The sequence below is a fragment of the Flavobacterium notoginsengisoli genome (genome assembly GCF_014207905.1).
GTDB lineage: Bacteria > Bacteroidota > Bacteroidia > Flavobacteriales > Flavobacteriaceae > Flavobacterium > Flavobacterium notoginsengisoli_A.
This window is the reverse complement of the sequence record NZ_JACHLB010000004.1, coordinates 223340-238852: the sequence shown is the minus strand read 5'-3', so window position 1 is coordinate 238852 and position 15513 is coordinate 223340. Positions and strand designations below refer to the sequence as shown.

The window sequence follows — 15513 nt, the reverse complement described above, 5'->3', positions numbered from 1 at the left end:
AAAGAAATTTCAAACAAATTTTATTTTATAATTTGAAATAACCAATGCTTAGGGAATAAATATTCCATTTTGTAATAAATAAAAACGATACAATTCTGAAAATCAATGATGTTTATAAGTAAAACAAGGATTTTTTTATTGCTTTTAGTTTATCTTTGCACACTTTACCTACTTAAATAATGAAAGATTACCCCATTCCAGAAAATGAGCTGCAACGTTTAGCGGCTTTAAAACGTTATAATATTCTTGATACACTTCCTGACAATGCTTTTGACGATGCTACAAAACTCGTATCTTATATCTGTGGCGTGCCAATTGCCCATATTTCTTTTATAGATGAAACAAGACAATGGTTTAAGTCTGAAATTGGAGTAGGAGTATCTGAAGTTCCTCGCGAAATCTCCTTTTGCAACTATACTATTTTAGATACTAAAATGGTTGAAATCAACGATACGCATTTGAACGAAAGATTTAAAGACGATCCAAATGTAACTGGCGGATTTAACGTAAGATTTTATGCTGGCGTTCCGTTAACAACTCCAGATGGATATAATATAGGGACTTTGTGTGCAGTTGATCATGTTGTAAAAGAACTTGATGATAATCAGCGAAATGCTCTTTCTATCGTGGCAAAACACGTTATGGCGCAATTAGAGCTTGGTACAAAAAATTACGAACTATACACACAAAGACAGATTGCAGAACGTGCTGTTTTGGCAAAAGATAATTTCTTAGCCAATATGAGTCACGAAATCAGAACGCCTTTAAATGCGATTATTGGTTTTACAGATCTTTTGGCACAAACCGATTTAGATGATGTACAGCAAGATTATATTGATAGTGTGCAAGTTGCAGGAGAAAATTTACTCATTATCATCAATGATATTCTAGATCTTTCAAAAATAGAATCTGGAAATTTAACCATTGAATCTGAACCTTTTAATCTAAAAAGAACACTTAAACATGTTTATAGCTTATTGAAGGTAAAAGCTCATAAAGACGTTGAATTTAATCTTTATTTAGATGCCGATATGCCCGATAATGTTATTGGCGATCAAGGAAGATTGAACCAGATATTGGTTAATTTAGTTGGAAATTCACTAAAATTCACACAAGAAGGTGAAGTAACGGTTTCGGTAAAGAAAATAGAAGAAAGTGATGATAATTATACCCTTCGTTTTTCTGTAAAAGACACTGGAATCGGAATTCCGAAAAATAAACTTAAAACTATTTTTGAACGTTTTACACAGGGTGAAGAAAGTACGACCAGAACTTTTGGAGGAACTGGACTTGGGCTAAACATTGTAAAACAATTAATCGAACTGCATAAAGGAGAAATTCACGTAAAAAGTGAACTTAACAAAGGTTCTGAATTTTTCTTTTTCCTAACCTATAAAAAAGCTGATACTCCAAAAACGACAGTTAAATCAATTTCTAAAAATGATCTTGGTAATTTAAAAATTTTACTTTGCGAAGACAATGTGTTAAATCAGAAATTGGTAAAAAGTGTTATTCAAAATTTTGGTTTTGAATTGGATATTGCTTCAAATGGCGATGAAGGTATAGAATTGCTATCTCAAAATAAGTATGATTTAGTTTTAATGGATCTTCAAATGCCTGTAAAAGATGGCTATCAAACTACTGATTATATTCGAAATGAAATGAATTCTTCGGTTCCAATTATTGCCATGACTGCACACTCTTTAGTTGGCGAACAAGAACGCTGTTATAATGTCGGTATGAATGGTTATGTGCCAAAACCTTTTAAACAATCTATACTTTTAAAAGCAATTAAGACAGCAATGACAGAGGAAGTGGGAGCTGAAAAGAAAAGAAAAATAGATTTTTCTTTTTTGGATGAAATGTCTTGCGGTGATGAAAATTTTAAAAAAGAAATGATCCATCTTTTCTTAGAAAAAATTCCTGTTCAAATGGCAGAATTAGAAGAAGCTTTTAAAAATGATAATCATGATGCTGTGAAGAAACTAGCACATAATATGAAATCAAGTTTAGATATTTTCATGCTGGAAGATCTTAGCAAATGTGCATCTATTATTGAGGAAGAAGCTTCGATGAATGAATTTTCTACAGAAATTTTAGATAAAGTAAATATTTTACACTGTGGAATTGTCGAAGTCGTTAAAATCTTGAAAGTGCTATGATAAAAGAGAAATAAGCAATAGCTTTACAATTCTGACGTTATAATTAAATTTTTGCCCCAAGTTTAAAATTTTAAAAAATGAGAATAATTTTAGCCGAAGATAATGACATCCTACGCAAATCATTATCTTTTTTCTTAGAATCTAAAGGATTTAGTGTTGACCAATTTTCTGATGGTAAAGATGCGCTAGATGCAATAGTAAACGATAATTACAATCTAATTCTTACCGATATTAATATGCCCGGTATTAGCGGAATGGAAATTACGCAATATGTTAGGGAAACTCTGAAATCTGATGTTCCGGTTATTATCTTAACTTCGTCTGGCATAGAACAAACAGAATTGGATTCGTTTGATATCGGAGCCAATGAATTTATTGCAAAACCAGTCAGTCCGGCTGTGCTTTTAGTGAGAATCAATAAATTACTAAATACACGTGTCTAATGAAATCTATATATTATTTTATCTGCCTTTTATTTATTTCTTCTATCGTAACTGCTCAGGAAATTAATGTCGATGAAACTTTAGCCAACGCAAAACGTGAGGTTGAAAAAGGAAACTACGACAAAGCTTTATCATTGATAGAACCAATACGCGCCAAATATCCTCAAGATGAAGATATTCAAACCTATACAGGACGAATTTATAGCTGGAAAAAAGACTATAAATCGGCAATCAAAACTTTATCTCCATTAACAGATCGAGTAAACCCGAATACAGAAGCGTTGCAAGCTATAATTAATGTTTATTTCTGGTCGGAGAATTATGAGAAATGTAATTTCTACTGCGATAAATATTTGGCAATTGATCCGAAATCTGCTGAGATTATTAAAATAAAAGCAATTTGTCTAGAAAAATTAAATCGCGATCAAGAAGCTTTAGAATTAATTGAAAAAGCATCTTTTGCTGATAATAGTACGCAGGCATTTAAAGGAATTCGCACCTTAATCGGGCGTAAAGCAAAAAATGCAGTATCGGTTTCTTATTTGAATATCTCAACTTCAGATCCTGGACAATCGCCTTTTCATTATGGTTATGCGGAGTATTCACACAAATTCAGCAAATCTGCCATTGTAGGAAGAGCAAACATAGGAAACGTAAGCAATGAAACACAAATGCTGTTTGAAACCGATTTTTATCAAACCTTTTCCAATAAAAGCTATCTGTATGCCAATGCCGGAGTTTCAACTGGTGAAACGATTTTTCCTGTTGCAAAAGCAGGTTTAGAATATTATTTTAAACCTTATAAAAAATTTGAATATTCTCTTGGAGCAAGATTTATGCATTTTGATTCTGATGATATTACATTGGTAACGGGGCAAATTGCTTATAATCCTGGAATTTACTCTTTTGCTTACAGACCTTATTATGATACTTCAAACGAATTATTTTCTCATGTTGTAAGCATTCAGAGAACAAATGAAGAGAAAGAGCGTATTATTAGATTAGAACTTCAATACGGAAATGTGCCGTATTTATATCTGTATAACAACTTTACACAGCCTTTAAAAGCATATAGAATCGGAATTCAATATCAGCATCGTTTTGGCGATTCGTTTTTTGTGCGTCCCATTTTTTTGTATGAAGACGAAGAATATATTCCAGGGCAATATAGAAATAGATTTAATGTACAGTTAATTGTAACCAAACGTTTTTAATTATGAACCTTTGGGAACTATATAAAAGTGGAGAATGGGAAATACCTTTCCTAACTTTCTCAATTTATCTATTTGTTTTAGCCTCGTTTGTCTTTTATCTCTTAATTGTGGCGAGCAGAAATAGGAATATTAAAAGAGAAAAACTTAGAAATGAGTACAATGAATTGATAGAAAAAGTACTTTCTTCAGTAATTTTTGAAGACGTTCTTTATGCCGAAATCAAAAAGGATAAAAATTTCATGGTACTTTTTGATACCAGTTTTTTTAGAACAGTTTTGACAGAAACACTTATTAATCTCCATAAAAATTATGAAGGTATTTATGCTCAAAAACTTGAACAATTTTATAAAGATTCAGGATTAATAAAAGATTCTTTTAAAAAACTGAAAAACTTTAGTTGGGAAATAAAATGCAAAGGAATCACCGAATTAGCCGAATTTAATATCAATGAAGCTTTTGATCAGATTATAGCTTGCACTAAAGCCCGAAATAAAACTTTAAAAATTACTGCTATAAATGCCGGAATTAAATTAGAAGGAGTAAAAGGAATTGTGCACTTGACTGAGCATACTGATATTATTGACGAATGGACGCAGGTAAATATTATAAGTGCTTTCAAAAAACACGATATTGGAGATACAAAAGGTGTTGAACTTTTATTAGAATCGCAAAATACGACTGTAGTTTCTTTAGGCTTGAAACTTATAAAAGAGCTGAAACTGACGCAAAAAGTCCCATTTGTAGCAGAATTGAGTACCAAAGCTCCGAACACAATTATAAAATATGAAGCACAAAGTGTTTTGCAAGCGTTAACAATATAAGCAGAAAAGAATGACCTTTTTTAATACAGACATAACATGGTTTTTAGATGTTTACATACTTCTTATTTTGGGGTATGCTATACTAATCATGTCTTCATATTTAATATTGGCCTATCTTTCGCAAAAGGAATTAAGAGGTTATTTGAAGAAAAATAGTTTTGTAGATTACGAAGTGCTTCTGACTAGCGAATTTGCGCCAAAACTTTCTCTAATTGCGCCGGCATATAATGAAGGATTTACTATCGAAGAAAATGTAAAATCTTTACTTTCATTAAATTACAATAATTATCAGGTTATCGTGGTAAATGACGGAAGTAAAGACAATTCGATGGAAATCTTAGTAAAAACTTACGATCTTGTTTTGACCGATTTGGATATTCATCCTAAAATTGAAACCAAAAAAATAAAAGGAATTTATACGTCTAGAAATGCAGCTTTTAAAAAATTAATAGTTGTAGACAAAGAAAATGGAGGTAAAGCCGACGCTTTGAATGTTGGCTTAAACATTGCTCAGAATCCATATGTTGTTTGTATTGATGTTGATTGTATTCTAGACAAAGATTCGCTTTTGAAATTAGCAAAACCATTTTTAGAATCTCAAGGCAAAAGAATTATTGCAACTGGAGGCGTAGTGCGAATTGCCAATCAATGTATTATAAAAAACGGACGTTTAGTAGAAGTGAATATTCCAGATGTGATGTTACCTAGAATTCAGGTTTTAGAATATTTGAGAGCTTTCCTTTTAGGAAGAATGGCGTGGGGAAGGCTAGACGGGCTTTTACTAATTAGTGGCGCTTTTGGTGCATTTGATAAAGAAATTGCCATTTTAGCTGGTGGTTACAGCACGAAAACAGTCGGAGAAGATATGGAGCTGATTGTGAGAATGCGTCGTTATATGCTTGAAAATAAACTGCCTTATGCGGTAAGTTATATTCCAGATCCACTTTGTTGGACAGAAGCTCCAGAAGATTTTAAGATATTTAAAAAGCAAAGAAGCAGATGGATGAGAGGAACAATTGAAACATTAAGTTTTCACAAGAGAATGTTTCTAAATCCAAAGTATAAACTTTTAGGAATGCTGAGCGTTCCGTATTGGACATTGTTTGAGTTTCTAGCTCCAGGTATCGAATTTATTGGACTTGTAATAACCTTTATATTTATAATTTTCGGATTATTAAACTGGCATTTCTTTTTCCTATTGCTCTTATTTGTGTACTCTTTTGCCGTTTTCTTTTCGGTTATTGCATTGTTTAGCGAAGAAAGAACTTATCACAAATACCCAAAGCAAGCAGATTTTTTTAAGCTTTTAATGGCCGCATTTATAGAGCCAATCTATTTTCATCCGCTTACGGTATATTCCGCTTTAATTGGTTATAAAGAAAAAATTATGGGAACTAAAGGCTGGGGCGAAATGACTAGAAAAGGTTTTACGAAGAAATAAAATGCAATTATAACTTATATTCTTTTAGGGCTAAGTGCTAATAATAACATTCCAAGACCCATTCCAACAATTAATCCTCTTGATAAATCTGAAATCTTTATAAAATGAGGAATAATTAGTGAAGCAGCGATAATGAAAATTCCAACGGATAGCAGCATTAGAGATTTTTTGGATGTTATTTTTTCCATTTTTAATAATTTAAGGTGGATAGTTTTGAGCTTTATTTTATAAATATATTAAAAAAAAATGAAAAAAGCTAAATCAAATTTGATTTAGCTTTTTTTTAAGTATTTGAAAATCTAGTTTTTAGTCCAAATCTGTTCGTAATATCGCGCCTGTACTGGCATTTGTTACTAATGCTCTGTATTGCAAAAGCCATTTAGAATTTAATATTTTTTTCACTGGTTTGAAATTTTCTTTTCGTTTGGCTATTTCTTCATCAGTTAAATTGACAGATAAAATGTATTGATCCACATCAATATGAATTTCGTCTCCATCTTGCACCAAACCAATCATTCCGCCTTCTGCTGCCTCGGGAGAAACATGTCCGATTGAAGCGCCTCTTGTAGCGCCGCTGAATCTTCCATCGGTAATTAAAGCGACAGAACTTCCTAATCCCATTCCCATAATCAAACTAGTTGGTGAAAGCATTTCCTGCATTCCTGGACCGCCTTTTGGACCTTCGTAACGGATAACGACAACATTACCAGCTTTTACTTTTCCCATCATAATTCCGGCAATAGCTTCGGCTTGACCGTCAAAACAAACCGCGCTTCCTGTAAATACGCGATCGCCCGTTAAACCAGCCGTTTTAATTACCGCGCCTTGTTCAGCCAAATTTCCATATAAAATTGCCAATCCTCCAACTTTACTGTACGGATTATCAATAGTATGAATAATATTTGTGTCTTTGATTTCTGCATTGGCAATTTTTTCTAATAAAGTTTCACCGCCAATAGTCAGATTGTCAATTAAAACACCTGAGCCTCTTTTGTTTATTTCTTTCATTACCGCATTTACACCGCCAGCTCGATTAATATCTTCCATGTGAACGGTGCTTAAACTTGGCGAAATTTTAGCGATATGAGCAACCTTTCCAGAAATGGTATTAATATCTTGAAGTTTAAAAGCAACGTTGGCTTCATTTGCAATTGCAAGTATATGCAAAACAGTATTTGTACTTCCGCCCATTGCCATATCGACTGCAAAAGCATTTCTTACGGCATTTTCATTCAAAATGTTTTTAAGTTTGAATTTTTCTATTGCTTGTTGATCTTTAGCAATATCGCAGATTCTTTTAGCTGCTTGACGATACAATTGTTCACGTTCTGGAGTTTGAGCCAAAATAGTTCCGTTTCCAGGCAAAGCAATTCCCATTGCTTCCATTAAAGTGTTCATAGAATTGGCAGTAAACATTCCAGAACAGCTTCCGCCACTTGGGCAGGCGTTGCATTCAATGTCGTACAATTCTTCGTCGGTTATTTTTCCTGCTTCGTGTTTTCCAACGGCTTCAAATGCAGAAGCTAAATCAATTGCAGTTCCGTTTTTGGTATATCCTTTAGACATTGGACCGCCACTTGCAAAAATGGTTGGAACATCAACTCGCAAAGCGCCCATAATCATTCCAGGAACAATTTTGTCGCAATTTGGAATCGCAATCATAGCATCTAATTTATGAGCATTCATAACACTTTCAATAGAATTGGCAATGATTTCTCGGCTAGGAAGAGAATACAACATTCCGTCGTGACCCATTGCAATTCCGTCATCTATTCCGATGGTATTAAATTCGAATGGAACGCAGCCATTGGCACGAATTTCTTCTTTAATAATTTCAGAAACTTTATTTAGGAAAAAATGCCCCGGAATAATTTCAATAAATGAATTGGCAACGCCGATAAAAGGTTTGCCGAAATCTTCGTTTTTCAAGCCCGTAGCTCGCAATAAAGATCTATGAGGAGTTCGTTGAACACCTTTTTTTACTTCATCACTTCTCATGATAGAAAATGTTTTTTAATGTTGTTTTTTGATGTTTTACAGCGTGTTAAATCTGTGATTTTATTCTGCTTAATGTTTCTGGCGAAATATTAAGATAGGAAGCAAGATTGGCATTAGATAATCTCTGAATAAGTTCTGGATTGTTTTTAAGAAGATTGCGATATCTTTCGGCAGCGTTTTGTGTCAATAAACTGCTGAGCTTAGAAGTGATAACAGTTAAACCGTATTCGAGAATATAAATGTACATTTTGTCCCATTGCGGAATCGTATTTCGAAGTCGAAAAAAATCGTCGTAAGAAATCGCTAAAAGCTCTGAATTTTCAACGGCTTCAATATATTCTACGCTAGGTTCTCTCGAAATAAAACTCACAATTGAAGTTAGAAATGTACCTTCAAAAGCCATAAAACGGGTAGCAACGGCATGATCTTCTGTGCTGTAATAGAGTCTTAAACAGCCTTTATTTATAAAAAAGATTTTGTCTGCAATTGCACCGCTTTTAAGCAATTGTTCATTTTTCTTTGCATGCACTAATTTAAAGCAGGAAAGAACGGTGTTCAAATCCTCATTTTCCAATTGTAATTTGCTCTGAATTAAAGCTTCAAGTTCACTTATCATTTCTCAAAAATTAATCATTTTCAAAAGTAAAGTTAATCAAAGAAAAAAACATTGACGAATGTCAAAATCGCTTTAAGAATCAGTATAAATAAGCTATTCTATCTTTACGTCTTTACGAGATTATATTTTTAAGTTTTTTGCTTTGAACACGGAGTTCATCATTTCGACGAAGGAGAAATTTTCGCAAGCAGCGGTAAAAAAAAAACAGAACGCCAAGGCACAAAATCTAAGAAACAAAAAACAAATCTGTAATTTAGTAGTATGAAAATCCAACTCAAACAATCTTCTTTTCTTGAAAAAGAAATCAACGAACCGTATTACAACATTTTGATGTTTGATGGAGAAGCTGTTTTTTCTGTTGATTTGACTGATTACGATTGCAAAGGAAAATGCCTCTTGTTTTTAACTCCATATCAGTTGCTACAATGGAAAAGTTCTACAGCGCCTTTCATTAATAATTTAAGCTTTCACGGAGATTTTTATTGCATCGAATATCATAAAAAAGAAGTAGCCTGCAACGGAATTTTATTCAATGATATTTATAGCGAACCTTTTGTAACGGTTTCCGATTTTATTTACGAAGAAATTACCAGCATTATCGAAAGAATGAAAAGGGTAGAAGACTCTGAGTTAGATTATGATAACTCGATTCTAAAGTCCTACTTGCAGGTTGTTCTAGCGTTAAGCAGTAAAGAAAAACAGCTCAAAATGTCACCGCAGATTCAGGAATCTATTGGAAATGCTGATATTTTGAAGTTTCAGCATTTGCTGGATTCTCATTTTCTTGAAGCAAAAGAAGTCGCTTTTTATGCTTCTAAATACAATTTGAGTGTGAATACTTTCAGTAAAAGAATCAAAAAACATTTCGGAAAATCGCCTTCGCAACTTATTCAAGATCGCATTGTCTTGGAAGCAAAGAAACTGTTGCACCTAACGACCAAAACGATAAAAGAAATTGCAGACGATCTCAATTTTGAAGATGAATTTTATTTCAGTCGCTATTTTAAGAAAAGTGTGGGTATTTCGCCCAAAGAATTCAGAAAAGAAGTTGGTATTTCTATTGTGGCAAAATAGTCCATGAAAACTCCTTTTAGTCCATTTTTATCCAGATAGCTCTAAAGTAATTTTGGTATGTACTTAAAACATAATCAAAATGGAAAAATTTATACGATTTATTGCTGGTGGACAAAACAACTTTATTCACTTTTTAAGAATTGCCATATTTGTTGTAATGGCTTGGATTGGCGGATTAAAAGCCTTTAAATATGAAGCTGACGGAATTGTTCCGCTTGTCGCGAATAGTCCATTTATGAGTTTCTTTTATAAGGATGCTAATAAACAAATCGTGAATGATGAAGGAAAAACGGTAAAAGCCTATACGCTACATAAAAACCTTGAAGGGAAAATTGTTGAAAAAAACATTAAATGGCATGAAGCTAACAGAACTTACATTTTCTCTTACGGATTAGGAACTGTTATTGTAATTATAGGTTTATTGGTTCTTTTAGGAATTTGGTTTCCTAAATTGGGCTTTGTTGGCGGACTTCTAACATTCGGAATGGCATTTGTAACATTATCTTTTTTAATTACAACACCAGAAGTTTACGTCCCGAATTTGGGCGGAGATTTTCCAACGCCAGAGTTTGGATTTCCATATCTTTCTGTTGGTGGTCGTTTGGTTCTCAAAGACATTATCATGATGAGCGGCGGATTGATTGTAGCTTCAGATAATGCAAAGAAAATTTTAAAACGTTTTTACGCTTAATTTGCCCTGAAAAAGGAAGACTCAAATAGTTATATAAAATTAAATAAGAATGTCTGATTGGTGGATTTTTTTAATGGATTAACAGAATACATTCCGTAGAAACGTTTGATTATCTTCATAACATGTATTCCGCTAAACAGGTGTCCCTACAGGACACTTTGAATATACGTGACTATTTTTTTCTACCCACGAGATATTCCTAGCGGAATATAATTTCATAAAAAAAGCTGCGCAAGGGCTCAGACTTGCACAGCTTTTTGCAAAAACTCAAAACTAATTTATTCGTATTTTAAATAGCGTAAAACATCCACTTTTGTAGCTTGATAGGCTCTTGAAAGAACTACAGCTAAAGTCAAAATCAGTAAGACAGTAAATCCTATTATAAATGGATATATTGAAATTCCAATTCTGTAAGCAAAATTTTCGAGCCATTTATTAAGTAAATAATGAGCTGGAATTAGAGCAATAAGAAATCCGATAATACTAAAAACGATATATTGCTTGCAAAGTTCTTTTAGTAAAACATTTGTTTCTGCACCAAGTGTTTTGCGAATTGCGATTTCTTTCATTCGTCTTTCAATAGAATAAGAAGCTAGAGCAAATAATCCGATAAGGGCAATTACGATAACAAAAATGTTCAGTAAGCTGAAGAGATTTCTTTGTTTTATATAGCTTTGATAAGATCTTGCGTATTCTTTATCAACAAAATCGAATGTGAAAGGATAATTTGAATCTACTTTTTTTGACCATACATTTTCTATATCGGCAATTGTTTGCTGCATAGTTTTGGGATCTGCTTTTACATAAATATTATTTAAAAGATTGCTAAACCATGGCACGCTTTTAAAATGAAAAATAGTGATAGGAGGAATGGGTTCGCCTGGATTTCCGACATTAAAATCTTTAACAACTCCAACAATAATTGCCTCTTTGCTATCCCAGTTTATCTTTTTACCAATAGGATCTTTTTCATTTAATAGTTTTAAAGCTGTTTCATTAATCAACATCGAATTAATAGTGTCTTGTGAATATTCAGGACTTAAAAAGCGTCCTTTTGCGAGTTTTATATTCATCATTTCCAGCACGCCAAAGTCTACGGGAATGTTATTTCCGTCTATATTGATATCCTTGTGATGATACGAAATCACAGATTTAGCACCATATCCAAGAACAAATCCGCCTCCGGCAACTTGCTGTACGCCTTTAATGCGAAGTAGTTCGTTTTTTATTTGCTCGTATTTGTTCATTCGGTATTGGTTAGAAATCTTTTCGCCATAAACATTTCGATAAGAGATATTTAAAACTTGGTCTCCTTTAAAACCCAAATCTCTAGAACTCATGTAATCAATTTGTTGGTGTACGATGTAAGATCCTATAATGAAGAAAGAAGCGATTGCAAATTGAAATACCAGCAATCCATTTCTGAGCCAAATGCCACTTTTACTGCGGGTAAAATTCCCTCTTAAAACCTTTAAAACTTCAAAATTTGATACATATACAGCTGGAAATATTCCTGCCATAACCACAATAATTATAAAAACAGCAATCAGCTGAAGATAAAACTGCGTGCTTAACATGACCAATTTTTTGTCTAAAAAAAGATTGTAATAAGGTAAAGAAAGCTCTACTATAACCAATGAAATTAAAATTGCTATGATTGCAATAATTGCCGTTTCAAATATAAATTGCTGAATAATATTGTTTTTAGAAGCTCCGATAATTTTTCTAACTCCAATTTCTTTTGCACGTTTTACGGCATTAGCAGTAGCAAAATTGATATAGTTTACAATTGACAGGGTTAGAATTAGAATCGATAGTCCTATAATAATCATCAGAAGCTGATAATTTCCATTGCTTTCTATAAGCCCGCCAGTTTTGGTATGCAGACGAATTGTTTCTAAAGCTTCTAGATGAGGTTTTACTTCGCCAAATTTCTTAATATATTCCTGTGGTTTCATGCCTTGATCTTCGGCACGAGGTAGAATCATATTATTGTAATAAACTTTAGCAAGACTATTTTTTACTACATCTGCCTGAGCTGGATTTTTTAGTTTCAATAAAAGAATATACTGAAAGTTTCCCCATTGCTGAATGCCATTTTTTATGCGTAAGTCCATAAAATTTACAACGCAAGAAGGATTAAAAATAGATTTCTTTTCTAGTTGGTAAACACCTCTAACAACCAAAACCTGATTTTGCAAAATTATCTTTTTGCCAAATGCACGTTCGTTTCCAAACAGTTGTTGCGCCAGATCTTGAGATAAACAAATACTGTTGCCATCAATAAGACCTTTTTTAGGACTACCTTCAATAAAGGGATAAGGAAAATAGTCAAAGAAGTTTTTTTGAGCCACGAGCACATTTTCAGACTGAACTTTTTTGTTGTTGTAACGAATAATTTCATTATCATAATTACCATTTACATAGCAAAAAGATTCCACTTCAGAAGAAGCTTCTTTTATAGTGGCTCCAATCGGAGCAGAACTTGATGCCCAATAAGTTGTTGCATCCATCTGGTTGGCTATTAAAAAGACACTTTTTTTATTAGGATTCCATTGATCGTAACTTTGCTCATCATTCCAATATAGAATGGCAAAGATTAAACCTGCAATTCCGATACTTAATCCTAAAATGTTTAGTATCGTAAAGAATTTATAATTCTTGACATGGTAAACAAACGTATTAATCCAATTTTTCAGCATAAGACTAATTATTTGAATTAACCAAAACGTCTACATTTCTGTGATTCTTTTTTTCAGAAAGAATCATTCCGTCTTTCATCAGAATGGTTTTTTGCGAAAAAGAAGCGTCGTAATCAGAGTGTGTAACCATTAGAATTGTCGAACCGCTGGCATGAAGATCGGTTAAAAGTTCCATCACTTCATTGCCGCTTTTGCTATCTAGATTTCCAGTTGGCTCATCGGCCAAAATAATTTTCGGATTATTGATTAAAGCTCTCGCAACCGCCACACGCTGCTGCTGTCCGCCCGAAAGCTGTTGTGGGAAATGTTTTAAACGATGCGAAATTCCAAGTATTTTGGCAATTTCATTTACTCTAGATTTTCTTTCAGCGCTAGGAACATTGCTGTAAATTAAAGGCAATTCGATATTTTCAAAAACAGAAATTTCATCAATTAAATTGAAGTTCTGAAAAATGAATCCGATGTTTTCTTTTCTTGCCTGCGATTTACTTTTTTCTTTTAAGCCGATCATTTCCTTTCCAAGAAGTTCATAACTTCCGTCTGAAGCACTATCTAAAAGACCAATAATGTTTAATAAAGTAGATTTACCGCTTCCAGACGGTCCCATAATAGACACAAAATCGCCTTGATTGATGGTTAATGAAATTTCGCTTAATGCTTTTGTTTCCAATTCCTCAGTTCTAAATACTTTTGAAAGTTTTGTAATGCTAATCATAATTGATTGTTTTAGTTTTTGATTGATTTTTCTTTTAAAATTTTATGTCTTCGGAAATGACAGAAACAAGTCTGAAAATTAAGATAAATTATTTTCAATTTATCGCTATTTATTTGTTATTTGTACTTCCGAAAGGCTTTAATAATTAATGATTTACTAGTGAGAATGTGATTTTCATGCCAAGAAATTAAACATTGTAACTGCTTTATTTTTAATCATTTATTTTTCAATAAAAAATCAAACTGTCCATAAATGGACACCTTTCGTCCAAAACCGAACAACAATGAAAAAGACCAACGCCTCTATTTTAATCATCGATGATCAAGAAGACATCCTTTTTGCTTCAAAAGTCTACTTGAAAAAGTATTTTGAGAACATTTATACGCTCAATAATCCCAAAAACATTGTCGATTTATTGTCTAAAAATGCCATCGATGTCGTTTTGTTAGACATGAATTACCGAATCGGTTTTGAAGATGGAAGAGAAGGTTTGTATTTGCTGAAAGAAATAAAAACGCTTTCGCCAAAAACAGTTGTGATTTTAATGACGGCTTTTGGAAAAGTAGAAACTGCTGTTGAAGGATTAAAATCAGGCGCTTTTGATTATATTTTGAAACCTTGGGAGAACAAAAAACTACTAGAATCGGTTAAACAAGCCGTAGATAAATCTCGAAAAGAGCAAAAGAATAAAAAAGAAGCAATCGAAATTAGAAATGATTTCTTCACAGGAAATTCTGAAATTATAAAAAAAGCCTATTCTTTGGCCGATAAAGTAGCCAAAACCGATGCCAATGTATTGATTTTAGGAGAAAACGGAACGGGAAAATTTGTTTTGGCGCATCATATTCATTTGCAATCAGAAAGAAAAAATCAGCCATTTATTGCAGTTGATTTGGGGTCTTTAAATTCGAATATTTTCGAAAGCGAATTGTTTGGTTATGCAAAAGGCGCTTTTACTGATGCAAAATCAGATACGCCGGGACGTTTTGAAATGGCTCAAAATGGAACTATTTTTCTGGATGAAATTGGAAATGTTCCGCTTCATTTACAATCGAAATTATTGCAAGTTATTCAAACTAAAACCGTAACAAGATTGGGAGAAACCAAAGCAAGGCCGTTGAATGTTCGAATTATTACAGCGACCAATCTGAATTTGAAATTGGAAGTTGCCGATAAAAATTTTAGAGAAGATCTGTATTATCGCATTAATACAATGGAAATTGTTTTGCCACCGCTCAGAGAACGAAACGAAGATAAAATTCCGCTGGCCGAATATCTTTTAGATAAAATGATTGAAAAATACGGTCGCGACGAAATTACATTCGACAAAAAAGTCTTAGAACAAATCGAAAAACACGCTTGGAACGGAAACATTCGCGAAATGGAAAATAAGATCGAACGCGCCGTTATTCTTTGCGAAAACAATATCATTACGGTTTCAGATTTAGATCTTGAAATCATTACACCTTACGAAGAAAATGCAGACGATATTCAACTTTCTGCTGTAGAAAAAACAACAGTCGAAAAAGCCCTTCTCAAAAACAATAATAATATTAGTAAAACAGCAGCGGAACTTGGTTTGTCTAGAGGTTCTCTGTATCGACGTTTAGAAAAATACAATATCAATATTGATTAA

General features: G+C 33.0%; 13 protein-coding genes. 8 read left to right on the top strand and 5 right to left on the bottom strand.

Going from position 1 to position 15513, the window contains the following annotated elements; translation table 11 throughout:
• Positions 1 to 179 precede the first annotated feature (179 nt).
• The 5 genes from HNP35_RS13850 (at position 180) to HNP35_RS13830 (ending at position 6081) form a co-directional block, all read left to right on the top strand.
• Entirely contained in the window at positions 180 to 2162 is a 1983-nt protein-coding gene (locus HNP35_RS13850; RefSeq protein ID WP_184163037.1) for a GAF domain-containing hybrid sensor histidine kinase/response regulator, read from the top strand.
• A gap of 77 nt (positions 2163 to 2239) precedes the next feature.
• On the top strand, positions 2240 to 2605 hold the full coding sequence (locus HNP35_RS13845) for a response regulator transcription factor (protein WP_184163035.1): 366 nt from the start codon (positions 2240 to 2242) through the stop codon (positions 2603 to 2605).
• On the top strand, positions 2605 to 3819 hold the full coding sequence (locus tag HNP35_RS13840; protein ID WP_184163032.1) for a YaiO family outer membrane beta-barrel protein: 1215 nt from the start codon (positions 2605 to 2607) through the stop codon (positions 3817 to 3819). The genes HNP35_RS13845 and HNP35_RS13840 overlap by 1 nt, the downstream gene beginning before the upstream one ends.
• Positions 3820 to 3821: 2 nt before the next feature.
• The gene (locus tag HNP35_RS13835) at positions 3822 to 4640 is read left to right on the top strand and encodes a hypothetical protein (RefSeq protein ID WP_221433456.1); all 819 of its coding nucleotides are present in this window, start codon (positions 3822 to 3824) and stop codon (positions 4638 to 4640) included.
• 10 nt (positions 4641 to 4650) lie between these two features.
• Entirely contained in the window at positions 4651 to 6081 is a 1431-nt protein-coding gene (locus HNP35_RS13830; protein WP_184163029.1) for a glycosyltransferase family 2 protein, read from the top strand.
• Between the two features lie 14 nt (positions 6082 to 6095).
• Here the strand turns inward: HNP35_RS13830 and HNP35_RS13825 are convergent, their stop codons facing one another.
• From HNP35_RS13825 to HNP35_RS13815, 3 genes are all read right to left on the bottom strand, one after another.
• Complete coding sequence (locus tag HNP35_RS13825) at positions 6096 to 6269, bottom strand: hypothetical protein (protein ID WP_184163028.1); 174 nt, start codon at positions 6267 to 6269, stop codon at positions 6096 to 6098.
• A 118-nt stretch (positions 6270 to 6387) separates the two neighbouring features.
• The gene (ilvD, locus tag HNP35_RS13820; protein ID WP_184163025.1) at positions 6388 to 8079 is read right to left on the bottom strand and encodes a dihydroxy-acid dehydratase; all 1692 of its coding nucleotides are present in this window, start codon (positions 8077 to 8079) and stop codon (positions 6388 to 6390) included.
• A gap of 46 nt (positions 8080 to 8125) precedes the next feature.
• On the bottom strand, positions 8126 to 8695 hold the full coding sequence (locus HNP35_RS13815) for a Crp/Fnr family transcriptional regulator (protein WP_184163022.1): 570 nt from the start codon (positions 8693 to 8695) through the stop codon (positions 8126 to 8128).
• Between the two features lie 261 nt (positions 8696 to 8956).
• On the opposite strand from HNP35_RS13815, the gene HNP35_RS13810 reads away from it, so the two are divergent.
• Complete coding sequence (locus HNP35_RS13810) at positions 8957 to 9769, top strand: helix-turn-helix domain-containing protein (RefSeq protein ID WP_184163019.1); 813 nt, start codon at positions 8957 to 8959, stop codon at positions 9767 to 9769.
• 79 nt (positions 9770 to 9848) lie between these two features.
• Positions 9849 to 10460 carry a DUF417 family protein gene (locus HNP35_RS13805; RefSeq protein WP_184163016.1) on the top strand — a complete coding sequence of 204 codons (612 nt, stop codon included), beginning with the start codon at positions 9849 to 9851 and terminating at the stop codon, positions 10458 to 10460.
• Positions 10461 to 10738: 278 nt separating this feature from the next.
• Here HNP35_RS13805 and HNP35_RS13800 read toward each other — a convergent pair whose 3' ends face one another.
• Together HNP35_RS13800 and HNP35_RS13795 are read right to left on the bottom strand one after the other, a co-directional pair.
• Entirely contained in the window at positions 10739 to 13162 is a 2424-nt protein-coding gene (locus tag HNP35_RS13800; protein WP_184163013.1) for an ABC transporter permease, read from the bottom strand.
• A gap of 4 nt (positions 13163 to 13166) precedes the next feature.
• On the bottom strand, positions 13167 to 13877 hold the full coding sequence (locus HNP35_RS13795) for an ABC transporter ATP-binding protein (protein WP_184163010.1): 711 nt from the start codon (positions 13875 to 13877) through the stop codon (positions 13167 to 13169).
• A gap of 283 nt (positions 13878 to 14160) precedes the next feature.
• On the opposite strand from HNP35_RS13795, the gene HNP35_RS13790 reads away from it, so the two are divergent.
• Entirely contained in the window at positions 14161 to 15513 is a 1353-nt protein-coding gene (locus tag HNP35_RS13790) for a sigma-54-dependent transcriptional regulator (RefSeq protein ID WP_184163007.1), read from the top strand.